Annotated in this window: 18 protein-coding genes; 5 read left to right on the forward strand and 13 right to left on the reverse strand. The window is 68.7% G+C overall.

What is annotated here, in order from left to right; genetic code table 11:
* Window positions 1-61: 61 nt before the first annotated feature.
* The 4 genes from ACUTAG_RS15115 to ACUTAG_RS15130 form a co-directional block, all read right to left on the reverse strand.
* Entirely contained in the window at window positions 62-403 is a 342-nt protein-coding gene (locus tag ACUTAG_RS15115; protein ID WP_006386950.1) for a Zn-ribbon domain-containing OB-fold protein, read from the reverse strand.
* Entirely contained in the window at window positions 400-1548 is a 1149-nt protein-coding gene (locus ACUTAG_RS15120; protein ID WP_446650244.1) for a thiolase family protein, read from the reverse strand. Before ACUTAG_RS15120 ends, ACUTAG_RS15115 begins: the two co-directional genes overlap by 4 nt.
* Complete coding sequence (locus ACUTAG_RS15125) at window positions 1541-2311, reverse strand: IclR family transcriptional regulator (protein WP_006386952.1); 771 nt, start codon at window positions 2309-2311, stop codon at window positions 1541-1543. Before ACUTAG_RS15125 ends, ACUTAG_RS15120 begins: the two co-directional genes overlap by 8 nt.
* Before the next feature lie 125 nt (window positions 2312-2436).
* On the reverse strand, window positions 2437-3669 hold the full coding sequence (locus ACUTAG_RS15130; RefSeq protein WP_006386953.1) for an MFS transporter: 1233 nt from the start codon (window positions 3667-3669) through the stop codon (window positions 2437-2439).
* Between the two features lie 219 nt (window positions 3670-3888).
* Between ACUTAG_RS15130 and capB the strand changes: the two genes are divergently transcribed.
* From capB to ACUTAG_RS15145, 3 genes are all read left to right on the forward strand, one after another.
* Window positions 3889-5658 (forward strand): caprolactamase subunit beta, encoded by a 1770-nt coding sequence (gene capB / locus ACUTAG_RS15135; RefSeq protein WP_020925675.1) that lies wholly within the window; start codon window positions 3889-3891, stop codon window positions 5656-5658.
* Between the two features lie 10 nt (window positions 5659-5668).
* Window positions 5669-7753, forward strand: coding sequence for a caprolactamase subunit alpha (gene capA, locus ACUTAG_RS15140; protein ID WP_054446066.1), 2085 nt, complete (start codon window positions 5669-5671; stop codon window positions 7751-7753).
* 72 nt (window positions 7754-7825) lie between these two features.
* Window positions 7826-8773 carry an AraC-like ligand-binding domain-containing protein gene (locus ACUTAG_RS15145; protein ID WP_020925673.1) on the forward strand — a complete coding sequence of 316 codons (948 nt, stop codon included), beginning with the start codon at window positions 7826-7828 and terminating at the stop codon, window positions 8771-8773.
* 54 nt (window positions 8774-8827) lie between these two features.
* On the opposite strand, the gene ACUTAG_RS15150 is transcribed toward ACUTAG_RS15145, so the two are convergent.
* From ACUTAG_RS15150 to ACUTAG_RS15180, 7 genes are all read right to left on the reverse strand, one after another.
* Complete coding sequence (locus tag ACUTAG_RS15150; protein WP_148317823.1) at window positions 8828-9238, reverse strand: VOC family protein; 411 nt, start codon at window positions 9236-9238, stop codon at window positions 8828-8830.
* A gap of 70 nt (window positions 9239-9308) precedes the next feature.
* Window positions 9309-10106: a helix-turn-helix domain-containing protein gene (locus tag ACUTAG_RS15155; RefSeq protein WP_148317821.1), complete on the reverse strand. Its 798-nt coding sequence runs from the start codon at window positions 10104-10106 to the stop codon at window positions 9309-9311.
* A 58-nt stretch (window positions 10107-10164) separates the two neighbouring features.
* On the reverse strand, window positions 10165-12180 hold the full coding sequence (locus tag ACUTAG_RS15160) for an acetyl/propionyl/methylcrotonyl-CoA carboxylase subunit alpha (protein ID WP_148317819.1): 2016 nt from the start codon (window positions 12178-12180) through the stop codon (window positions 10165-10167).
* Between the two features lie 180 nt (window positions 12181-12360).
* Complete coding sequence (locus ACUTAG_RS15165; RefSeq protein ID WP_148317817.1) at window positions 12361-13968, reverse strand: carboxyl transferase domain-containing protein; 1608 nt, start codon at window positions 13966-13968, stop codon at window positions 12361-12363.
* Window positions 13969-14255: 287 nt separating this feature from the next.
* The gene (locus ACUTAG_RS15170) at window positions 14256-15437 is read right to left on the reverse strand and encodes an acetyl-CoA C-acetyltransferase (protein WP_049070457.1); all 1182 of its coding nucleotides are present in this window, start codon (window positions 15435-15437) and stop codon (window positions 14256-14258) included.
* A 33-nt stretch (window positions 15438-15470) separates the two neighbouring features.
* Window positions 15471-17363, reverse strand: a complete 1893-nt coding sequence (gene aceK / locus ACUTAG_RS15175) for a bifunctional isocitrate dehydrogenase kinase/phosphatase (protein WP_058665467.1) — start codon at window positions 17361-17363, stop codon at window positions 15471-15473.
* A gap of 23 nt (window positions 17364-17386) precedes the next feature.
* Entirely contained in the window at window positions 17387-18565 is a 1179-nt protein-coding gene (locus ACUTAG_RS15180) for an isovaleryl-CoA dehydrogenase (RefSeq protein ID WP_058665466.1), read from the reverse strand.
* 245 nt (window positions 18566-18810) lie between these two features.
* On the opposite strand from ACUTAG_RS15180, the gene ACUTAG_RS15185 reads away from it, so the two are divergent.
* Together ACUTAG_RS15185 and ACUTAG_RS15190 are read left to right on the forward strand one after the other, a co-directional pair.
* A complete protein-coding gene (locus tag ACUTAG_RS15185; RefSeq protein ID WP_058665465.1) occupies window positions 18811-19989 on the forward strand; it encodes a M20 aminoacylase family protein in 1179 nt (392 codons plus the stop codon).
* Window positions 19990-20121: 132 nt separating this feature from the next.
* Entirely contained in the window at window positions 20122-21093 is a 972-nt protein-coding gene (locus ACUTAG_RS15190) for a Bug family tripartite tricarboxylate transporter substrate binding protein (RefSeq protein ID WP_148317815.1), read from the forward strand.
* A 169-nt stretch (window positions 21094-21262) separates the two neighbouring features.
* Here the strand turns inward: ACUTAG_RS15190 and ACUTAG_RS15195 are convergent, their stop codons facing one another.
* Both ACUTAG_RS15195 and ACUTAG_RS15200 read right to left on the reverse strand, forming a co-directional pair.
* Complete coding sequence (locus tag ACUTAG_RS15195) at window positions 21263-21595, reverse strand: YnfA family protein (RefSeq protein ID WP_148317813.1); 333 nt, start codon at window positions 21593-21595, stop codon at window positions 21263-21265.
* Window positions 21596-21605: 10 nt separating this feature from the next.
* The gene (locus ACUTAG_RS15200) at window positions 21606-21989 is read right to left on the reverse strand and encodes a MerR family transcriptional regulator (RefSeq protein WP_006386965.1); all 384 of its coding nucleotides are present in this window, start codon (window positions 21987-21989) and stop codon (window positions 21606-21608) included.
* Window positions 21990-22037 lie beyond the last annotated feature (48 nt).

Raw genomic sequence — 22037 nt, forward strand, 5'->3', positions numbered from 1 at the left:
GATTGTCTCCTCCGTCGTGCGGATATGTTGTTTTGCTTGGGATGGTGTTGCCGGCGGCGCTTCAAGGCGGCCGGCGCGCCTCGAAACCGAGCAATGCGCGGCCGTCGATCGTGATCGCGCGGCCCATGACCTGCTGGCCGATGGCGATGCCGGCATCGGCATGCCCCATCAGCACGGCGCCCTCTTCCAGGCGCACCAGCACCAGCACGTAGGGCACGTGCGCGCGCCAGAAGGCGTCGGGCGCGCGGTGGATCTCGGTGCGCGCCAGCACTACGCCCGCGCCGCTGCTGCGCCGCCATGGCAGATGGGTGCCGCCGCAATGGGCGCAGGCGTAGGGACGCAGCGCCCACCACGCGCCGCAATCCTCGCAGCGTTGCAGTTCCAGCGGATCGCGGGCGTTCATCGACGGCCCTCCGCCTGCAGCACCAGGCTGACGTGGGCGGACAGCACGCCGCCGTCCGCATGCACCAGCGCGCAGCGCGGCGCGCCCGCCTGCCGCGATCCGGCCCGGCCCGCCAGCTGGGTCCAGGCCTCGGCCACGTGCGCCATGCCGCCCGCCACGCCGGAATGCCCGAACGACAGCAGGCCCCCGTGGGTGTTGAGCGGCAGCGGTCCGGCGGCGTCGAAGTCGCCGCGCCGCGCGCGATCCGCCGCGCCGCCGCGCGGCGCGAAGCCCAGTTCTTCCAGCAGCATGGCCAGCGTGATGGTGAAGGAGTCGTAGATGCCCAGGTAGTCGACCTGGTCCGGGCCGATGCCGGCGTCGGCATAGGCCTGCCCGAGCGCGCGCGCCGCGCCGGTGTCGAGGATATCGCGCAGCGCGGACAGGTGCTGGTGGCGATGCGCCTGCCCGGCGCCGCTGATGCGCACGCGCCCGTCGTCCGCGCCGACCACCAGCGCCACCGCGCCGTCGGAGATCGGGCAGCAGTCCAGCAAGTGCAGCGGCGTGGCGATGGGCCGGGACGCCAGCACCTGGTCCACGCCGATGGCTTCGCTCAGGTGCGCATGCGGGTGGCTGGCGGCGTGGCGCCGCATCAACGCGGCGAGCTCGGCCAGGTCTTCGCGGCGGGTGCCGGTCTGGTGCATGTAGGCTGAAGCCAGCAGCGCGTAATAGGCCGGCACCGACGCGCCGTTGGGCACCTCGGTGTCGGCTTCGCCGACTTGCGCCAGCGTCTGGATGGAGGCATCGACGGCCTGGCCGGTCAGGCGGTTTTCGCCCGCCACCACCAGCACGCGGCGGCAGCGGCCGGCGCGCACCAGTTCGCGCGCCAGCATCACCATGGCCGCGCCGGTGGCGCCGCCCATCTGCATGCCGTGGGCGTAGTGCGGGTCCAGGCCCAGCTTTTCGCTGAGCAGCGTGGCCAGCATCAGGTGCGGAAAGGTGGTGGCGTAGCCGCACAGCACGCCGTCGATATCGGCGCGCCGCAGGCCGGACTGCGCCAGCGCGGCGTTGGCGGCCTCGGCCATCAGGTCCAGGGCCGAGCGGCCCTCGTGGCGGCCGAAGCGCGTGGTGGCCGCGGCCAGCAGGTAGGCGTGGTGGAGATCAGGCATGGGGCATCCAGGCGCGTTCGATGGCGCGGGCTTCGGCGGCCAGCGCCTGGGCCAGTTCCTGTTCGCGCGATTCGACGCGCTCGCTCAATGCCGCCACGCTGAGCGCGGCGATGGCGCGGCCGCTGGGACCGCGCACGGCCACGCCCAGGCCGCCCATCTTTTCCACCACCACGTCCAGCAGCATGGCGTGGCCGAGCTTGCGGGCGCGCGCCGTCATCTGTTCCAGCAGCCGCACCGGATAGCGCGGGTAGCGTTCCTGCAACCGCTGGTGCACCGGCGGCAGCACCGCCTGGGTTTCGTTCTCGTCCATGGCCGCCAGCAGCGCCAGGCTGCCGGCGCCGATGCCGAGCGGACGGCGGCTGCCGATCTCCAGGTAGTTGGCGCGGATCGGGTAGTCGCCGAAGCACAGATCCAGGCAGACCGATTCCCAGCCGGTCGGCATCGACAGGATGACGGTGTCGCCGAACTTGCGCGCCAGGCGGATCAGCGCCGGCCGCGCCAGGGCGCGCAGATCGAGGCCGTCGACCATGGCGTGGTGCATGGCATAGACCTGCGGACCGAGCATGTAGTGCTTGCTGACCGGGTCTCGCTCCACGAAACCCTCGGCTTCTAGGTCCTTCAGGATGCGCAGCGCGGTGGACACATCCAGCTGCGCTGCCTGGGCGATGTCGGTCAGTCGCTGGACGCGCCGGTTCGACAGGCTGGCGAGGACGCGGCAGACCTTTTTCGTCGCAGAAACAAGGCTTGTATCCGGTGTGGACATGGCAGCGGCAGAGCCCGATGGCTGAACATGGTCACAAGATAGGCAGGCCCGCGACGAGGGTAAAGTTGCGTCGCAACAAAATTTCGCCCAGCAACAATCGTGGTTGCCGGGCGATGCGGCCAGGGTCAGGCCGGTTCGGTTTCGGGATGCAGCGAACGCAGTCTGCGCAGCTCGGGGAACCAGCGCATCCACAGCCCCGCCACCGCAATCGTGCCCAGGCCGCCCACCACCACGGCCGGCACCGCGCCCAGCAGCGCCGCCATCACGCCGGACTCGAATTCCCCCAGCTGGTTCGAGGCGCCGACGAACAGCGTATTCACCGCGCTGACGCGGCCCAGCATGTGGTCGGGCGTGTTCAACTGCACCAGCGACGAACGCACCACCACGCTGATGGCGTCGGCCGCGCCCAGCACCACCAGCGCGCCCACCGACAGCGGAATCGAGGTCGACAGGCCGAACACGGTGGTGGCCAGGCCGAACAGGATCAGCGCGCCGAACAGCAGGCGGCCGACGTGCTCGCCCAGGCTCAGGCGCGCCAGCGTCAGCGACATCAGCATGGCGCCACAGGCCGGCGCGGCGCGCAGCGCGCCCAGCGCCCAGGGACCGGCGTGCAGAATATCCTTGGCGAAGATCGGCAGCAGCGCGGTGGCCCCGCCCAGCAGCACCGCGAACAGGTCCAGCGATAGCGTGCCCAGCAGGATGCGGCGCTGGAAGATGAAGGTGATGCCGGCGAACAGCGTGCGCCAGGTGGTGGGCTCCCTGCGCGGCGGGGCGCGGTCGATCGACATGCTGGCGATGCAGGCGAAGCCGCACAGGTACAGCGCCGCCGCCACGCAGTAGACCCACCCGGCCCCCAGCCCGTAGCCGATGCCGCCCAGCGCCGGGCCGGCGATCTGCGCGATCTGGCCGCCGGAGGACGACAGCGCGGTGGCGCGCGGCAGCCACTCGCGCGGCACGATGGCGGGGATCAGCGTGGTCAGCGTGGGCGCCTCGAAGGCACGCGCCGAGCTCATGATGATGAGGGTGGCATAGATCAGCGTCTTGCCGCCGACGCCATGCAGCGCCGCGATGGCCAACAGCAGCGTGGCCAGGGTCTCGACCGCCATGCAGATGGCGACGATCTTGCGGCGGTCGTAGCGGTCGGCCACGTGGCCGACCACCAGCGTCAGCGCCGCCATCGGCAGGAACTGCGCCAGCCCGATCAGGCCAAGGTCGAGCGCGCTGCCCGACAGCGCATAGACCTGCCAGCCCACCGCCACCGAGACGATCTGGAAGGCCAGCGACGCGCCGATGCGCGCGAACAGGAAGTGCAGGAAGGCGGGACGGTAAAGCGGACTGGGGGAGTCTGGGGCGGGCATCGGGACGGGGGCGCGCGGCGTATGCGCGGGCGGGGATCGGAATCCCGCATTCTAGGGAAAACCGCCTGACGGGAAACTAAGAGCATGCGGCAAAGCACCGGGCCGTTGTGCTTTCACAGGCAAGTTTTCGTGCGCTCTGGTACAAGCCAGCCGCCGTGGCGCTGATTAACGTTGCTCCTGCAGCCATCCGGAAGGTGGCGACCATACAAGGGGAACATGATGGGCAAGCCATTTGCCGCCGCCGGGCAGGTAGACCCGATCACGCTGGCCGTGGTGCGCGGCGCGCTCGAGACCGCGCAGCGTGAAATGACAATGACACTGGAGAAAACGGGCCGCTCCAGCGTCTTCAACCTGGCCCACGACTACAGCAACGCGCTGTTCGACCACTATCCGGAAATGATCCTGCAGGGCCAGGATATCCCCATCCACCTCGGATCGCTGATCCCCGCCATGAAGGCCGTGGCCGACTTCTTCGGCGACGATATCCACGAAGGCGACATCATCTATCACAACGATCCGGTCTACCAGGGCAGCCATATTCTCGATTGCTGCATGTACAAGCCGGTATTCCATGAGGGCCAGCTGGTTTTCTGGGCGGTGTGCAAGGGCCACCTGACCGACATCGGCGGGCCGGTTCCGGCGGGCTACAACCCGGACGCGCGCGATCTCTATGCCGAAGGCCTGCGGATCCCGCCGGTGAAGCTCTGGGACCGGGGCGTGCGGCGTGACGACGTCGTCAACCTGCTGCTGTGCAACATGCGATCGCGGCGCGACCAGGAGGGCGATCTCAACGCCCAGTTCGGCGCCTGCCGGGTCGGCGAGCGCCATTTGCGCGCCCTGCTCGCCAAGTACGGCCTGGCCACCGTGCAGGCCGCCATCGCCGAGCTCAAGGACATGGCGGACCGGCATATGCGATCGTTGATCGCCTCGATTCCCGACGGGCGCTATGAAGGCCGGGCGCGCCTGGAGGATGCCGGCCATGGCCATGGCGACATGACCATCACGGCCAGCGTGCAGGTGACCGGCGACCAGGTCCACATCCGCATCGACAGCCCGCCCCAGGTGCCGTACTTCATCAATTCCTATGCCGGCAACTCGCTGTCGGGCATCTACCTGGGATTGATGATGTTCGCGCAGGTGCCTCCGCCCTACAACGCGGGGCTGTACCGCTGCGTCACCGTGGACCTGGGCCCGCAGGGCACGTTGTGCAATGCGCGCGAGCCGGCGCCGCACGTCAACTGTACAACCACGCCCATGGAGACGCTGACCGACGCGGTGCGCCAGGCCTTCGAGGCGGCGGCGCCGGAACGGGTGACCGCCTCCTGGGGGCACGCCAGCGGCGTCAACATTGCGGGCGTCAATCCCAGGACGGGGGAACAGTACGTGACCATGGTGCTGGCTTCCATCATCTCGGGCGCGGGCGCCACGCGCCAGATGGACGGCTGGCACGCCTGCGGCCCGCTGTGCTGTTTCGGCGCGCTCAGTTCGGGCGACATCGAATTGCTGGAGTACGCCTATCCCATCATCATCCACCGCTATGGCCTGCAGGAAGACAGCGGCGGCGCCGGGCAGCGCCGCGGCGGCAGCGGCACGGTGTGGGAAGTGGAACCCATCGGCCATGAGATGACGGTGGTCGCGTTTGGCGAGGGGCGCCAGATCCCGACCGGCGGCGCGGCGGGCGCGTACAACACGCTACCCGAGCGCAAGCTGGGACGGCTGGAACAGCATCACGCCGACGGCCAGGTCACCGTGCACCGCAAGAACACCATCCTGACGTTGAAGCCCGGGGAGCGGGCCCGCAACGTCAATCCGGGCGGCGGCGGTTATGGCGACCCGTATTGCCGCGCACCGGAGGAAGTGGCGCGCGACATCCGCAATGGGCTGGTCTCTGCCGAGGCTGCCCGCGCCGAGTACGGCGTGGTGGTCGGCAACGACGGCAATGTCGACTTCGTCGCGACCCGCACGCAACGCATCCGCGATCCCCGCTGAGGAGCACACCATGCAAGGACAATATCGCCTCGGCGTAGACGCTGGCGGCACGTTCACCGATTTCGTCCTGGCCGGACGCGATGGCGCAATCCGCCTTTTCAAGAGCGCATCGACGCCGCAGGACGGCACCAAGGCCATTGCCGCCGGCCTGGCGCAGATGTCGGAGGCGCTCGGCAGACCGGTGCAAGAGATCGTGCGCGATTGCGATCTGTGCATCAACGGCACCACCGTGGCGCTGAACGCGTTGATCGAATTGAAGGGCGTCAAGGTCGGCCTGCTGTGCACCGCGGGCCACGAGGACAGCATCGAAATCCGCCTGGGCCACAAGGAGGAAGGCTATCGCTACGATGCCGACTATCCCCCCGCCCCGCAACTGGTGCCGCGCCACCTGCGCAGGCCGGTGCGTGAACGCGTGCTGGCCGACGGTTCGGTGCACGCGCCGTTGAACGAAGACGATGTGCGCGCCGCGATCGAGGTCTTCAAGCGCGAGGGCGTGCAGGCTGTGGCGGTGTCGTTCGTCTGGGCCCCGGCCAATCCCGCCCATGAACGGCGCGCGCGCGACATGGTGGCGGCCGCCATGCCGGAAGCATTTGTCTGCGCCGGCCATGAGGTCTATCCGCAGGTGCGGGAGTACACGCGCACCTCCACCACCATCGTCAATGCCTATCTGAGCCCCGTCATGGGGCGCTACGTGGCGCGCATCGATGATTACTTCCGCGGCCTCGGGGCGCGTGGCGCGGTGCGCTATTTCCAGTCCAACGGCGGCCTGGCGGTGGGTGACGTCATGCGGCGGCGGGCGGTCAACGCCATCAATTCGGGCCCGGCGTCGGCGCCCCAGGCCGGCCTGTACGTGGCGGCGCCGTTCGGCATCGACAACATCATCACGGTGGACATGGGCGGCACGTCCTTCGACATCACCATGGCCCGCGCGGGCCAGACCAACCTCAACCGCAATATCGACTTTCTACGCCATCGCATCGGCGTGCCGATGATCCATGTGGAAACCCTGGGCGCGGGTGGGGGATCCATCGCCCACCTGAACGCCTTCGGCATGCTGGAAGTGGGGCCGCAAAGCGCCGGCTCGATGCCGGGGCCGGCCTGCTACGGCCTGGGCGGCGAAGCGCCCACCGTCACCGATGCCAACATGGTGCTGGGCTATCTGCGCCCGGATGCGGTGCTGGGCGGCACCATCCGCCTGGATCGCGAACTGGCCCGCGAGGCCGTGCGGCGGCATGTGGCTGAACCTCTCGGCCTGGGCCTGGCGCGCGCGGCCCATGGCATCGGCACGCTGGTGAATCTGAACATGGCGCACGGCATTCGCGGAATCTCGATCGAGAACGGCTACGATCCGCGCGACTTCGCGCTGGTCTGCGCGGGTGGCGCGGCCGGCATGCACATCGTCGCCCTGGCCGAGGAGATCGGCAGCCGTACCGTCCTCGTGCCCAAGATCGCCTCTTGCCTGTGCGCTTTCGGCCAGGTGATCTCCGACGTCAAATACCATTTCCTGGCCAGTGCAGTGATGCGGCTGGACGAGCACGCCGACATTGCGCGGCTGGATGGATTGTTCCGCGACATGGAGCGGCGCGGTCATGAATTGCTTGCGGCCGATGGCTTCGCGCCATCGCGGATCTCCCTGTCCCGCAAGGTGGAGATGCGCTATCAGGGCCAGATCCACGAGTGCCAGGTCGACGTGCCCGCGGGGAGCTTCACCCGCGAGACCCTGCAGACCGTGCTCGCGGATTTCCATGCCCGCCACGAGCAGCTCTACACCTACGCCGAGCCGCATAACCTGGTGGAGCTGGTGAACCTGGAAGTCATGGCGGTGGGCGAGGTGGACAAGCCCGCGCTGCCGAGCCTGCCGCCCGGCAACGGCCATCCCGAGGCCGCGCTCGAAAGCCGGCGCGAGATGTTGTTCGAGGCTGATGGCGCCTGGGTCGACACGCCGGTGTACGACGGGTCACGCCTGCTTGCGGATGATCGGATCGAGGGGCCCGCCGTGATCGAGGAGCCCACGACGACCATCGTGGTGCGTCCTGGCTGGAATGCCGTCCTGCACGGCTCGGGTACTTACTTATTGACCCGCGATGGCGGCTGATCCAGATTAGGGCCTGTTGAGACCAGAGGGCCTGGCACAGGGAGCGCCAGGCTCTGTACGAGGAATAGCACCGTGGATGCCCGCTACGATACCGCTTCCCTGGCTGCTGTCGACCGCGCCCGCTACTGGAGCACCGCGGTTGGCCGCACCTATTTCAGCCTGCAATTGCAATTCCAGGATGAAGGGCGTTTCGACGGAGCGCTGCATTCGTGGAACCTGGGCGAGCTTTCACTGTCGCGGCTGGCATCCTCGCCGCTGTGCTATCGCCGGTTGGCGACGCATCTGCGGGATGGCTCCGACGAACACTATCTGATTACGGTGCCGCGCCAGAGCGACATCCGCTTCCTGCAGGCCGGGCGCGAGACGCTTTGCCATCCGGGCGCGTTCCTGCTCGAGCATGGCCACAGCCCGTATGAATTCTCGTATGGGCGCGACAACGCCTTGTGGGTGCTCAAGGTGCCGGGCGCGATGATGCGCGGGCACCTGCGTGAACCTGGCCGCTATTGTGCGCTATCGTTCGACGCGACGCAGGGGCCGGGCTGGCTGTTCGCGTCCTACGTCGACCTGATCGGCCGCCAGCTCGACCGTGGCGAAGACACGATGCGCGAGCTGCTGGCGCAGCAACTGGTGGATCTGCTGGTCTGTTCCGTGCAGCAGGATGCGCGGGCGCTGGACCCGGGAGACTCCGCCGTGCGGGCGGCGCACCTGTGCCGCATCGAGGCCTATGCGCGGCGCCACCTGGCCGACTGCGACCTGGGGCCGGAGCAAGTGGCGCGGGCCTGTGGCATCTCCGTGCGCTATCTGCACGCGCTGTACCGCGACGTAGGCCAGACCTTCATGCAATGGCTGCATGAACAGCGCTTGGACCGGGCGGAGCAGACGCTGCGTGGCCCGGCGCGGCCGGTGTCGGTGGCCGGGGTGGCGCAGCAATGGGGGTTCTCGGATCAGTCGCATTTCTCGCGACTGTTCAAGCGGCGTTTCGGCTATACCCCCGGCCAGGCCCGTCGCATGGCCGGGTAGGTCGGGCCGCGCATCGAGGCGGAAGACGCGGCGCGTGCGCGGGATGGGCGAGCGCTAGGCCTTGGGCCAGTAGGTGCCGAAATACCAGAGATTGCCCTCGGGGTCGCGGCAGGCGAAATCACGGCTGCCGTGCGGCGAGTCATAGGGCTCGGCCACGATGGTCGTGCCGCCAGCTTTCAGCCTGGCGTGCAGGGCGTCGGGATCGTCCACCGCCAGATACAGCGCGTCGGTGCGGTGGCCTTGAGGGTCGCCGACCTGTTTGCCGTACTCATCGTCGCGATGCTGTCCCAGCATCAGGATGGAACTTCCACAGGCCATTTCGGCGTGTTGCACGACGGCGCCGTCGCGGTAGACGGCCAGTTCCGTGAAGCCCAGCATGGCGGTCAGCCAGCGCATCATGGCGTCCGGGTCCTGGCAGCGCAGCGTGGGAAACAGGCGGGGCGGTTCTTTGGAGGTCGGGTTCATCGGCAAGCTCCTGGGGCAAGAGGGAGCCTTCATGATGAACCGATGCGCGGGCCGCGGTCTTGAAGATTTGTTACCCGGCTTGGCGCCGCGCCCAGGCCTGCGGCGATTCGCCCGCCAGGTCGATGAATTCCCGCGCTAGGTGCGCCTGGTCGGCATAGCCGCCGGCGGCCGCTACCTGGGCCCATTCGCTGCCGGGTTGCTGCGCCAGCCGGCAGGCCTGGTGAAAGCGCAGCATGCGCGCCAGGGCTTTCGGGCCCAGGCCCATTTCGGCCCGGAAACGGTGCAGCAGGTGCTTGCGGCTCCAGCCGATTTCGGCGGCCAGCGCGCCGATGCGCAACGCGCCGTGGTCGCGCAGCAGTAGCCGGTAGGCATGCGTCACCGGTTCCGATGGGGCGCGGCCGAGGCGGCGGAGGATGAATGCCTCGACCAGGGCGAAGCGCCGCGGCCAGTCCGGCAGGTGGCCCAGCCGCTCGCGCAGCGCCGGGCCATCGCGGCCCAGCGCGTCGCCCAGGTCGACCAGGCGGTTCGCCAGGTCCGCGACCATGCCGCCGAAGAAGCGGTACGCGCCGGGCAGCGTGAAGTCGACCTGCAGGCATTCGGCGGCGCCGTCGGAGGCGACGAACACCGGGCCGGCATACAGGCCGGACGCGAAGCTGGACCAGGGCGCCGTGGCGTCCGCGCGGCCCAGTCCGATGCCGAAAGGGCTGCCGAAGCTGATCACCAGCGGCACGGTCAGCGGGGCGCCTTCGAGCCACTGCATACCGGCGCCTTGCCCGCTTTCGCGGTAGCCGGTCAGGTGCGACACGATGCCGGCCAGCCGTGCCGACGGCGGGACCTGGATCAACGCGCAGGACGTCTGGCTGGCCATGCGTGCCCCTTGTGGAAAGACACGCCATCGCCGCGGAGGCCGGCGATGGCGCGCGCGTTCAGGCGCCGATCGCCACCAGTTCGGCGCCTTCCGTCACCTGGTCGCCCACGGCGTAGAACAGTTCCTCGACCTTGCCGTCGGCCGGCGCGGAGATGGTGTGCTCCATCTTCATGGCCTCCATCACCAGTAGCGGCTGGCCCTTGGTGACGCTGTCGCCGGCCTTGACGGCAATGGAGATGATCTTGCCCGGCATGGGGGCGGTCAGGCCGCCGCCGTGGTCGCCCTGGGTGTCCTGGGCATGCGCCAGCGGGTCGTACAGGTCCAGCACGCGCGCGCCGCCGTCGCCAAAGACGTGGGCCTTGTCGGCGTGCAGCACCACCGTGCCGGCGCGCTCGCGGCCGTCCAGCGTGATGCGCAGCACGCGCGCCGGGCCATTGACGTTCTCGGCGCGCCAGGCGAAGGGCCGGGCGCCGTCGCCGCCGTCCAGCGTCCAGTCGGCGCCCTGGCGCGTGACGGTGACGTGACGGGTTTCGCCGTTGTCGATCCATTGCAAGGCGCGCTGGTAGCGGCCGCCCAGGCGCCAGCCGTCGCGCGTGTCCCACGGATCGGCCGGCGCGGCGGCATGCGGCGCCGATTGCGCCTGGCCCTGGCTGGCCAGCACCGCGGCCGTGGCCAGCGCCAGCGTGCCGGCGTCGGTCGGCGTGGGTTCCGGCAGCAGCGTGGCGCGCTGGCGCTCGATCAGGCCGGTGTCGAGGTCCGCCGCGGCGAAGGCGCTGTCGCGCATCAGGCGCGACAGGAAGGCGACGTTGGTCTGCACCCCCACCGCCTGGGTCTGCGCCAGCGCTTGCAGCATACGGGCGCGGGCCTGGTCGCGGTCGGCGCCGTGCACGATCAGCTTGGCGATCATGGGGTCGTAGAACGGCGTGATGGTGTCGCCGGTGCGCACCCCGCCATCGACGCGGATGTCGCCGTTGGCGAAGGCGACGTGGGCCGGCAGGCCCAGGTAGGCCAGCGTGCCGATCGACGGCAGGAAGCCTTTCTCGGGGTTCTCGGCGTAGATGCGGGCCTCGATGGCGTGGCCGTGGATGCGCAGGTCTTCCTGGCGCGCCGGCAGCGGCTGGCCGGCGGCCACGCGCAGCTGCCATTCGACCAGGTCATGGCCGGTGATCATCTCGGTGACCGGGTGCTCGACCTGCAGGCGCGTGTTCATTTCCATGAAGTAGAAGCGGCCGTCGGGCTCGGCGATGAATTCCACCGTGCCGGCGCCCACGTAGCCCACCGCGCGCGCGGCGGCCACCGCGGCCTCGCCCATGGCGCGGCGGCGTTCCTCGGTCATGCCGGGCGCGGGCGCTTCCTCGATCACTTTCTGGTGGCGGCGCTGCACCGAGCAGTCGCGCTCGAACAGGTAGACGCAGTTGCCGTGGGTGTCGGCGAACACCTGGATCTCGATATGGCGCGGCTTCTGCAGATAGCGTTCGATCAGCACGCGGTCGTCGCCGAAGCTGGAGGCGGCCTCGCGCTGGCACGAGGCCAGAGCATCGAGGAACGCGCCCGTCGATTCGACCACGCGCATGCCCTTGCCGCCGCCGCCGGCGCTGGCCTTGATCAGCACCGGGTAGCCGATGGCGTCGGCCTGTTCCTTCAGGAATTGCGGGTCCTGGTTGTCGCCGTGGTAGCCGGGCACCAGCGGCACGCCGGCCTTCTCCATCAGCGACTTGGCCGCGGACTTGCTGCCCATGGCGGCGATGGCCGATGCCGGCGGACCGACGAAGGCGATGCCGGCCTGTTCGGCGGCTTCGGCGAAGGCTTCGTTTTCCGACAGGAAGCCGTAGCCGGGGTGGATGGCTTGGGCGCCGGTGTCGCGCGCGGCCTGCAGGATGGCGTCGGCGCGCAGGTAGCTGGCGCGCGGTTCGGGGCCGCCAATGTGCACCGCGACGTCGCAGGCGGCGACGTGCCGGGCGTTGGCGTCGGCGTCGGAATAGACGGCGACGGTGCGGATGCCCAGGCGGCGGGCGGTGGCGGCGACGCGGCAGGCGATTTCGCCGCGGTTGGCAATCAGCAGGGTATCGAACATGGCGTTATCCAGACTGGAATCATTCGTTGACTACGTGCAGCGGCGAGCGCGTTGCATCCAAAACCCTCACACCTCGCATCACGCCGACCTTATCGGGGACACCGCGGATCCGGCTTCGCCGGTCCGCCGGTGTCGCCCCCTTGAGGGGGCGCGCGCAGCGCGTAGGGGGTGGGCTTTCTTCTACATCCGGAAGACGCCGAAGCGCGTGTCTTCGATCGGCGCGTTCAGCGCCGCCGATAGCGCCAGCCCCAGCACGCGGCGCGTGTCGGCCGGCGCGATGATGCCGTCGTCCCACAGCCGCGCGGTGGCGTAGTACGGATGGCCCTCGCGTTCGTATTGCTCGCGGATCGGCGCCTTGAAGGCGTCTTCCTCGGCCGCCGACCACTGGCCGCCGCGCGCCTCGATGCCGTCGCGCTTGACGGTGGCCAGCACGCTGGCGGCCTGCTCGCCGCCCATCACCGAGATGCGCGCGTTGGGCCACATGAACAGCAGGCGCGGCGAGTAGGCGCGGCCGCACATGCCGTAGTTGCCGGCGCCGAACGAGCCACCGATCAGCACGGTGAACTTGGGCACGTTGGCGGTGGCCACCGCCGTCACCATCTTGGCGCCGTGGCGCGCGATGCCTTCGTTTTCGTACTTGCGGCCGACCATGAAGCCGGTGATGTTCTGCAGGAACACCAGCGGGATCTTGCGCTGCGCGCACAGTTCGATGAAGTGTGCGCCCTTCTGCGCCGATTCCGAGAACAGGATGCCGTTGTTGGCGACGATGCCCACCGGCATGCCGTGGATGTGGGCAAAGCCCGTCACCAGCGTGGGGCCGAAGCGCGCCTTGAATTCGTCGAACTCGGAGCCGTCGACGATGCGCGCGATGACCTCGCGCACGTCGTACGGCTTGCGCGTGTCGGCGGGGATGATGCCGTTCAGTTCGGCCGGGTCGTAGCGCGGTTCGCGCACCGGCACCGTGGCCAGCGGCGCGGGCTTCTTGCGGTTCAGGCGCGCCACGGCGCCGCGCGCCAGTTGCAGCGCGTGCATGTCGTTGGCGGCCAGATGGTCGGCCACGCCCGACAGGCGCGTATGCACGTCGCCGCCGCCCAGGTCCTCGGCGCTGACTTCCTCGCCGGTGGCGGCCTTCACCAAGGGCGGGCCGCCCAGGAAGATGGTGCCCTGGTTCTTGACGATGATGGACTCGTCGCTCATGGCGGGCACGTAGGCGCCGCCGGCGGTGCAGGACCCCATCACTACCGCGATCTGCGCGATGCCCTGCGCCGACATCTGCGCCTGGTTGTAGAAGATGCGGCCGAAGTGGTCGCGGTCGGGAAAGACCTCTTCCTGCTGCGGCAGGTTGGCGCCGCCGGAATCGACCAGGTAGACGCACGGCAGGCGGTTCTGCGCGGCGATCTCCTGCGCCCGCAGGTGCTTCTTGACCGTCATCGGGTAGTAGGTGCCGCCCTTGACGGTGGCGTCGTTGCAGACGATCACGCATTCGGTGCCGGCGATGCGGCCGATGCCGGTGATGACGCCCGCGCCCGGCGCGTCGCCGTCGTACATGCCGTGCGCCGCCATCGGCGACAGTTCCAGGAACGGCGAACCCGGATCGATCAGTTGTTCGACGCGGTCGCGCGGCAGCAGCTTGCCGCGCGCCACGTGCTTGGCGCGCGACGATTCGCTGCCGCCCAGCGCGGTCCGCGCCAGTTGCTGGCTCAGGTCGTCCAGTTGCGCCTGCATGGCGCGCGCGTTGTCGGTGTAGTCCTGCGACCGCGGATTGATGCGGGATTCGATGATGGGCATGGGGTACCACCCGTCCTGCTTAATGGGATGTTGAAGGCGCTCGGGGTCGAGCGGTTTGTCTCGCTGCCCGCTGAGCCGGGCGTTCTTGTCATGGATTAACTCAGCTGCATTTCGTTGCGCCTCTCCCGCACGGCCCGCGACCGACCCGTCGCGGACTTCGCCTTGCGGAAAAGGCGCAGCGAAATGATGCCCCTCGGTGTGCCCGCTACGCGGGCTTGCGGCCTCCCGAGGCGGCGCTTTTCCCAGGGATATCCAGGGAAAAAGTGCGCCTCGGGAGAAATACCGCCTTAGACCATCTCGATCGCCATCGCCACGGCTTCGCCGCCGCCGATGCACAGCGTGGCCACGCCGCGCTTGCCGCCGGTCTTGCGCAGCGCGCCGATCAGCGTGGTCATCAGGCGCGCGCCGGAGGCGCCGATGGGATGGCCCAGGGCGGTGGCGCCGCCGTGGATGTTGACCTTTTCATGCGGCAGCTTGAAGTCGGTCATGGCGGCCATGGTGACCACGGCGAACGCTTCGTTGATCTCGTACAGGTCCACGTCCTCGGCCTTCCAGCCGGTCTTGGCGAACAGGTTCTTCAAGGCGCCGACCGGGGCGGTGGTGAACCAGTTCGGTTCCTGCGAGTGCTGGCTGTGCGCCACGATGCGGGCCAGCGGCTTGACGCCGAGCTTCTCGGCGGTGGAGGCGCGCATCAGCACCATGGCGGCGGCGCCGTCGGAGATCGACGACGAGTTGGCGGCGGTGACGGTGCCGTCCTTCTTGAACGCCGGCTTGAGCGTGGGGATCTTTTCCGGCATGGCCTTGGTGGGGGCCTCGTCGGTGTCGATGACGGTGTCGCCCTTGCGGCCGGCGACCGTGACCGGGGTGATTTCCCACTTGAAGCTGCCGTCTTCGGTGGCGGCGCGGGCGCGGCGCAGCGATTCCAGCGAGAACGCATCCTGCTGCTCGCGCGTGAACGAATACTTGGCGGCGCAATCCTCGGCGAACACGCCCATGGCCTTGCCCTTGTCGTAGGCGTCTTCCAGGCCGTCCAGGGCCATGTGGTCATAGATGGTGCTGTGGCCGTAGCGATAGCCCTGGCGGCCCTTGAGCATCAGGTAGGGGGCGTTGCTCATGCTTTCCTGGCCGCCGGCGACGACGATGTTGGCCGAACCCGCGGCCAGCAGGTCGTGGCCGAACATGGCGGCCTTCAGGCCCGAACCGCACACCTTGTGGATGGTGGTGCACGCCACGCCCAGCGGCAGGCCCGCGCCCAGCGCGGCCTGGCGCGCCGGGGCCTGGCCCTGGCCGGCCTGCAGCACGTTGCCCATGATGACTTCTTCGATCTGCTCGGGCTTGAGGCCGGCGCGTTCGACGGCCGCCTTGATGGCGACCGAGCCCAGCTCGTGCGCGGCCAGGCCGGACAGGCTGCCGAGCATGCCGCCCATGGGCGTGCGGGCGACGGAAACGATAACGATGGGATCTGACATGACTAGCTCCTGTGAGGGTCGGGACAGCGTGTTTTATGCGGTGGCGCCAGCGGGTGCCGGACGCAGCCGTCTGTCCGTATCGTAAGGGAAAAATTCTTCGATCCGGCCTTGCGCCACGTGGGCGCGACAGGCCTGCCACCACTCCGGTTCCAGCAGATCGGCATGGTGGCGCAGGAAGGCGCCGCGCACACGCGCGTCGCCCAGCAGGAAGCGGCCGAATTCCTCCGGAAAGACGTCGTTCGGTCCGACGGCATACCAGGGTTCGGAGGCCATTTCCGCTTCCTCGTTGGGGGCGGGAGGAATCCGTCGGAAATTCATCTCGGTCATGCGCTGGATTTCGTCGTAGTCGTAGAACACGACCCGGCCCAGCCGCGTCACGCCGAAGTTCTTGTAGAGCATGTCGCCGGGGAAGATGTTGGCGGCGGCCAGCTGGCGGATCGCGTCGCCATATTCGCGCACGGCCGGCTCCAGCAGCGCGTCCGGCGCCTGGCTCAGGTACAGGTTCAGCGGCGTCATGCGCCGTTCGATGTAGACGTGGCGGATGACCACCGTGTCGCCGGTTTCCTCGATCAGGCTGGGCACCAGGCGCCGCAGTTCGTCCAGCAGCTGCGGCGCGAAGCGGGCGCGCGGCAGCGCCACCTGCGAATATTCCCAGGTGTCGGCCATGCGGCCGACGCGATCGTGCAGCTTGACCATCTGGTACTTGCGCCGCACGGTGGCATGGTCCATGCCGTCCTTGTCGATGCGGTCCTTGATCAGCTTGAACACATAGGGATAGGACGGCAGCGTGAACACGCACATCACCATGCCCTTGATGCCGGGCGCGATGTCGAAGGCGTCGCGCGAATGCGCCAGGTGGTGCAGGAAGTCGCGGTAGAACAGCGTCTTGCCCTGCTTCTGCAGCCCGATCATGGTGTACAGCTCGGCCTTGGGCTTGCGCGGCAAGAGGCTGGCCAGGAAGTTGACCACCGCGGCGGGCGTCTCCATGTCCACCAGGAAATACGCGCGCGTGAAGCTGAACAGCGTGCTCAGGTCGTCCGCGCCCAGCAGCAGCGCGTCCAGGTTCACCTGCCCGGCCGGGTTGCGCGTCAACGCCACGGCGAAGGGATAGACGGTGCCCTGGTTGATCAGGCGGCCGACGATGTAGGCGCCCTTGTTGCGAAAGAACAGCGAACCGAGCGCATGCACCTGGCAGTCGCTGGCGATGCGGCGGCCGACGTGGCGCGGCAACTGCCGTCGCAGCTGGCCGATGGCAGCGCGCGCCAGCAGGCGGGTGTCGCGCGGCAGGTCCTCGAACGGCAGCGCCAGGCCGAAGTCGGCCACCATGCGGATCAGGCTTTTGTGCAGGCCCTCGGTCACCGGGTAGTAGACCCGGTACGACGGCATGCGGCTGTCCAGGTAGTCGGTGGCCACGGCCGGCCGCACGAACAGGAAATCGTTGTGGAAGTAGTCGCGGTGCAGCAGCCGGCACGACACCGAGTTGAAGAAGGTCTCGGCGCATTCGGGCTGGCGATGCTCGCCCAGCAGGCCGACGAATTCCTGCTTGATCTGCTGCCAGTAGGCGGTCTGCGTTTCAGTCAGCGCGGCGCCCGCGGCGCCGTTCGCGCCGTTGGTGCCATGGGCGCCGTTCGCGCCGTTGGTGCCATGGGCGCCGACCGCGCCCTCGGGCCGGCCGCGCAGCACGCCTTCGAGCTGGCTGGCGCATTCGCGCACCCGCATGTCGTAGTACTCGATGCGCTCGCGCGACAGGTGCTGGATGCCATGCCAGTCGCCCGATTCGAACAGCGCCTTGGCGCGCTGCGCGCTGTAGCGGAACAGCGCGTAGTGGCGGTCGAAGCCGGCCAGGATGCGATGCGCGACGTCCAGCGGCGAGGGGCCCCGGGCGGGCGCCTGCTCGATGTGCTGGACGTCGGACGTGCGGATCATGGCAAACGACTTCCGGGTGGGACTCAGGCCGTCTCGGCGAACAGCTCGCGGCCGATCAGCATGCGCCGGATCTCGCTGGTGCCGGCGCCGATTTCGTACAGCTTGGCGTCGCGCCACAGGCGGCCCACCGGGTATTCGTTGATGTAGCCGTTGCCGCCCAGGATCTGCACGCCCTCGCCGGCCATCCAGGTTGCCTTCTCGGCGGTGTACAGGATCAGCGCGGCGCAGTCCTTGCGCACCTGGCGCACGTGCTCGGCGCCGAGGCGGTCGAGGTTCTTGCCGACCTGGTAGCAGAAGGCGCGGCTGGCCTGCAGCGTGGTGTACAGGTCCGCCACCTTGCCCTGGATCAACTGGAATTCGCCGATGGCCTGGCCGAACTGCTTGCGGTCATGGATGTACGGCACCACCACGTCCATCACGGCCTGCATGATGCCGACCGGGCCGCCCGACAGCACGGCGCGCTCGTAGTCCAGGCCGCTCATCAGCACCTTGACGCCGCCGTTGACCTGGCCCAGCACGTTTTCCTCGGGGATCTCGCAGTCCTGGAACACCAGTTCGCCGGTGTGGCTGCCGCGCATGCCGAGCTTGTCCAGCTTCTGCGCCACCGAGAAACCCTTGAAGCCCTTTTCCACCAGGAACGCGGTGATGCCGCGCTGGTGCGCCTCGGGGTCGGTCTTGGCATAGACCACCAGGGTGTCGGCGTCGGGGCCGTTGGTGATCCACATCTTGGAGCCGTTGAGCACGTAGCGGTCGCCCTTCTTGTCGGCGCGCAGCTTCATGCTGACCACGTCCGAGCCGGCGCCCGGTTCGCTCATGGCCAGCGCGCCGATGTGTTCGCCGGAAATCAGCTTGGGCAGGTACTTGGCCTTCTGGGCGGGGGTGCCGTTGCGGTTGATCTGGTTGACGCACAGGTTGGAGTGCGCGCCATACGACAGGCCGATGGAGGCGCTGGCGCGGGAGATTTCCTCCATCGCCACCATGTGGGCTAGGTAGCCCATGTCGGCGCCGCCGTATTCCTCGCTGGCCGTCATGCCCAGCACGCCCAGGTCGCCGAACTTGCGCCACAGGTCCATGGGGAACTGGTCGCTGCGGTCGACTTCGGCGGCGCGCGGCGCGATCTCGGCCTGCGCGAAAGTGCGCACGGCGTCGCGCAGCATGTCCAGGTCTTCGCCCAGATCGAAGTTCAGGCCAGGAAGGTTCATCGCTGTCTCCGTGATAGTGGGTACTTACATTTTTATGGGCGCCTGCGATCGCGCCGGATCTCGCCGCGTGGCCCCATGATGCGCTGATCGACGCTGGCTACGCAATGATGCACCGCAAATATTACGTTTACGTAAACGTAAATAAGAGTCGGGTTTTCCCTAGGCAAATGTTTGCGTCCCGGGCGGCGCCCCTGGGTACTATTCCCCGGATCCTTGAAACTTGAAATTTTGTTACGGAGTCAGCGGTGTCCGACCTGGCCAATCTCGACGATATTGTGGCGCTGCGGCGCGACCTGCACGCCCATCCCGAGCTCTGCTACGAGGAGCACCGCACCGCCAAGGTGGTGGCCGACGCCCTGCGCGGCTGGGGCATCGAGACCCACACCGGCATCGCCAAGACCGGCGTGGTCGGCGTCATCAAGCGCGGCACTTCCGACCGCGCCATCATGTTGCGCGCCGACATGGACGCCCTGCCGATGCAGGAAGAGAACCAGTTCGAACACCGTTCGCGCCACGACGGCAAGATGCATGGCTGCGGCCATGACGGCCACACCGCCATGCTGCTGGCCGCCGCGCGCCACTTGCAACAGCAAGGCGATTTCGACGGCACGGTCTATTTCTGCTTCCAGCCGGCCGAGGAAGGCGGCGCCGGCGGCCGCGCCATGATCCAGGACGGCCTGTTCGACCGCTTCCCCTGCGAGGCCGTGTTCGGCATGCACAACTGGCCCGGTCTGGATGCCGGCTCTTTCGGCGTCTGCGCCGGCCCGATGATGGCGTCCGCCAACGGCTTCAAGATCACCGTGCGCGGCAAGGGCGGCCACGCCGCCGCGCCGCACGATTGCGCCGACCCGGTGCCGGCGCTGTTCGCCATCGGCCAGTCGCTGCAGACCATCCTGACCCGCAGCAAGCGCCCGCTGGACGCCGCCGTGCTGTCCATCACCCAGGTGCAGGCCGGCGGCAGCGTCATCAACGTGATCCCGGGCAGCGCCTGGCTGGGCGGTTCGGTGCGCGCCTACAGCACCGACGTGATCGACCTGATCGAGCGCCGCATGCATGAGATCGCCGGCAGCATCGCCGCCGCCCATGGCTGCGAGGCCGAGGTCTATTTCGAGCGCCGCTATCCGGCGCTGATCAACACGCCGGCCGAAACCGAGTTCTGCATGGAGGTCATGCGCGAGGTGGCCGGCGCCGACCACGCCCGCGTGATCGAGCCGGTGATGGCCTCGGAGGACTTCGCCTTTCTGTTGCAGGCCAAGCCCGGCTGCTACGTGTTCCTGGGCAACGGCGACGGCGACCACCGCATGGCCGGCCACGGCCTGGGCCCGTGCATGCTGCACAACACCAGCTACGACTTCAACGACGCCCTGATCGCGCCGGGCGCGAGCTACTGGGTGCGGCTGACGCAGCGCTACCTGGCTGGCTGATTCACGCGCGGCCGTCGCGACGCGCGTGTCGCCTTCGCGGTCACTGCCTTTGTCGCCACCACAAGTTTTCCTTTTGCCTTACCCGTTTCACGCATTACCTCACGCAGTGCTACGCAACACCACAAGGAAGCTATGAAAAAGAAGATGCTGTTCACGGCCGCGGGGGCGGCCCTGGCGATCATGACGGGCGGCGCCGCGCTGGCGCAGGGCTGGCCCGCCAAGCCCATCACCCTGGTCGTGCCCTACACCGCCGGCGGCAGCGCCGACGCGATCGGGCGCCGCCTGGGCGACGTGCTGCGCAAGGAGGCCAACGCCACCGTCATCGTCGAAAACAAGCCCGGCGCGGGCGCCTCGGTGGGCACCGACTTCGTGGCGCGCGCCCAGCCGGACGGCGCCACCCTGCTGCTGGCTTCCACCAGCCCGCTGACCATCTTCCCGCACCTGGCCAAGACCAACTACGACCCGATGAAGGACCTGACGCCGGTGGCCAGCGTGGCCGTGGCGCCCGTGGCCATCGTCGCCACCAAGGCCCTGCCGGTGAAGGACTTCGCCGGCCTGATCGAGTACGCCAAGTCGCACCCGGACGGCGTGCGCTACGGCACGCCGGGCCAGGGCACCGTGGCCCACATCGGCATGGCGGCGCTGACCACGCAGACCGGCACCAGGATGCTGCACGTGCCCTACCGCGGCAACAGCCAGGCGCTGACGGACGGCCTGGGCGGCGTGGTCGAACTGCTGGTGGTCAACACCGACGTGGTGCTGCCGCACGTGGCCAGCGGCGCGCTCAAGCCGCTGGCGGTGATGGCGCCCGAGCGCCTGGCCGCCTGGCCCGACGTGCCCACCATGGCCGAACTGAAGCTGCCGCAGGCGCAGTACTACTCGAACTTCGGCATCTTCGCGCCGGCCAACCTGCCGCCGGCCGTGTCGGGTCCGCTGCAGGCCGCGCTGGCCAAGGCCGTGGCCAGCCCCGAGTTCAAGGACCTGCTGGCCAAGTCCTACCTGCAGCCCGGCACCGCGTCCGGCGACGCTTTCGCCAAGCAGGTGCAGGCCGAGTTCGCCAACAACGCCCGCATCATCAAGGAAGGCAACATCAAGGCGGAATGACGCCGGGGCGCGCGTCCCCGCCGGGACGCCGCGCGAGCAATGCAAAGCGCGCTCCACGGGGAGCGCGCTTTTTCATTTTCGGAGAGGCGGACCGGCGTCGCGCCGCGTCATTGGGACGGGCCGGCGCGTGCTGGCCCGTCGTGTGCCCACGCGCCTTCGCGGCAATCGGTCAGGCCGTCTTCGGCCCGAACATGATCACCAGCATGCCGGCCAGGCACAGCCCCACGCCGACATAATCGCTGACGCTGGGCCGCACGCCATCGACCGTCCACAGCCACAGCAGCGCCATGCCGATGTACACGCCGCCATAGGCCGCATACACGCGCCCCGACGCGGTCGGATGCAGCGTCAGCAGCCAGGCGAACAGCGCCAGGCTGACGGCGGCCGGCGCCAGCAGCCAGATGGAATGGCCGCGGCGCAGCCACAGGTACGGCAGGTAGCAGCCGATGATCTCGGCCAGCGCGGTCAGGACGAACAGCGCGAAGGTTTGCAGCATCGCCATGGCAGGCGCTTCAGGATCGTTGCTGCGCCAGCAGCTCATGGCACTGGCGTTCCTGCACGGCGATCTCCTGCAGCGTATCCTCGATGTCGCGGCGCTGCTGTTCCAGCGTGGCGCGGTGCTGGGCCAGCACCGCCAGGTACTGGCGCAACTGCACCTCGGTGTCGCCGGGGCCGTCGTACATGTCGATCAGCGTCAGGATCTCCGACAACTGCAGGCCCAGGCGCTTGCCGCGCAGGGCCAGCTTCAGGCGTGTGCGGTCGCGCGGCCCGAAGATGCGGTTGCGGCCCTCGCGCGCCGGGCTGACGATCCCCTGGTCTTCATAGAAGCGGATCGTGCGGGGCGTGACGTCGAACTCGCGGGCGAGCTCGGAGATGGTCCAGGTTGACGGGGACATGCGACGTGTGGCAGTTTACGTAAACGTAAATTATGATGACTTGACGCG

The sequence above is a fragment of the Achromobacter sp. CSND-B12 genome (assembly GCF_052906545.1).

Bases quoted from the DNA above. Each gene is read 5' to 3' on its own strand.
- ACUTAG_RS15120 (WP_446650244.1), bottom strand. From the start codon at position 1,548: ATGCCTGATCTCCACCACGCCTACCTGCTGGCCGCGGCCACCACGCGC.
- ACUTAG_RS15165 (WP_148317817.1), bottom strand. From the start codon at position 13,968: ATGCCCATCATCGAATCCCGCATCAATCCGCGGTCGCAGGACTACACC.
- capB (WP_020925675.1), top strand. From the start codon at position 3,889: ATGGGCAAGCCATTTGCCGCCGCCGGGCAGGTAGACCCGATCACGCTG.
- ACUTAG_RS15170 (WP_049070457.1), bottom strand. From the start codon at position 15,437: ATGTCAGATCCCATCGTTATCGTTTCCGTCGCCCGCACGCCCATGGGC.
- ACUTAG_RS15155 (WP_148317821.1), bottom strand. From the start codon at position 10,106: ATGGCCAGCCAGACGTCCTGCGCGTTGATCCAGGTCCCGCCGTCGGCA.
- ACUTAG_RS15190 (WP_148317815.1), top strand. From the start codon at position 20,122: ATGAAAAAGAAGATGCTGTTCACGGCCGCGGGGGCGGCCCTGGCGATC.
- ACUTAG_RS15125 (WP_006386952.1), bottom strand. From the start codon at position 2,311: ATGTCCACACCGGATACAAGCCTTGTTTCTGCGACGAAAAAGGTCTGC.
- aceK (WP_058665467.1), bottom strand. From the start codon at position 17,363: ATGATCCGCACGTCCGACGTCCAGCACATCGAGCAGGCGCCCGCCCGG.
- capA (WP_054446066.1), top strand. From the start codon at position 5,669: ATGCAAGGACAATATCGCCTCGGCGTAGACGCTGGCGGCACGTTCACC.
- ACUTAG_RS15160 (WP_148317819.1), bottom strand. From the start codon at position 12,180: ATGTTCGATACCCTGCTGATTGCCAACCGCGGCGAAATCGCCTGCCGC.
- ACUTAG_RS15115 (WP_006386950.1), bottom strand. From the start codon at position 403: ATGAACGCCCGCGATCCGCTGGAACTGCAACGCTGCGAGGATTGCGGC.
- ACUTAG_RS15195 (WP_148317813.1), bottom strand. From the start codon at position 21,595: ATGGCGATGCTGCAAACCTTCGCGCTGTTCGTCCTGACCGCGCTGGCC.
- ACUTAG_RS15180 (WP_058665466.1), bottom strand. From the start codon at position 18,565: ATGAACCTTCCTGGCCTGAACTTCGATCTGGGCGAAGACCTGGACATG.
- ACUTAG_RS15150 (WP_148317823.1), bottom strand. From the start codon at position 9,238: ATGAACCCGACCTCCAAAGAACCGCCCCGCCTGTTTCCCACGCTGCGC.
- ACUTAG_RS15130 (WP_006386953.1), bottom strand. From the start codon at position 3,669: ATGCCCGCCCCAGACTCCCCCAGTCCGCTTTACCGTCCCGCCTTCCTG.
- ACUTAG_RS15200 (WP_006386965.1), bottom strand. From the start codon at position 21,989: ATGTCCCCGTCAACCTGGACCATCTCCGAGCTCGCCCGCGAGTTCGAC.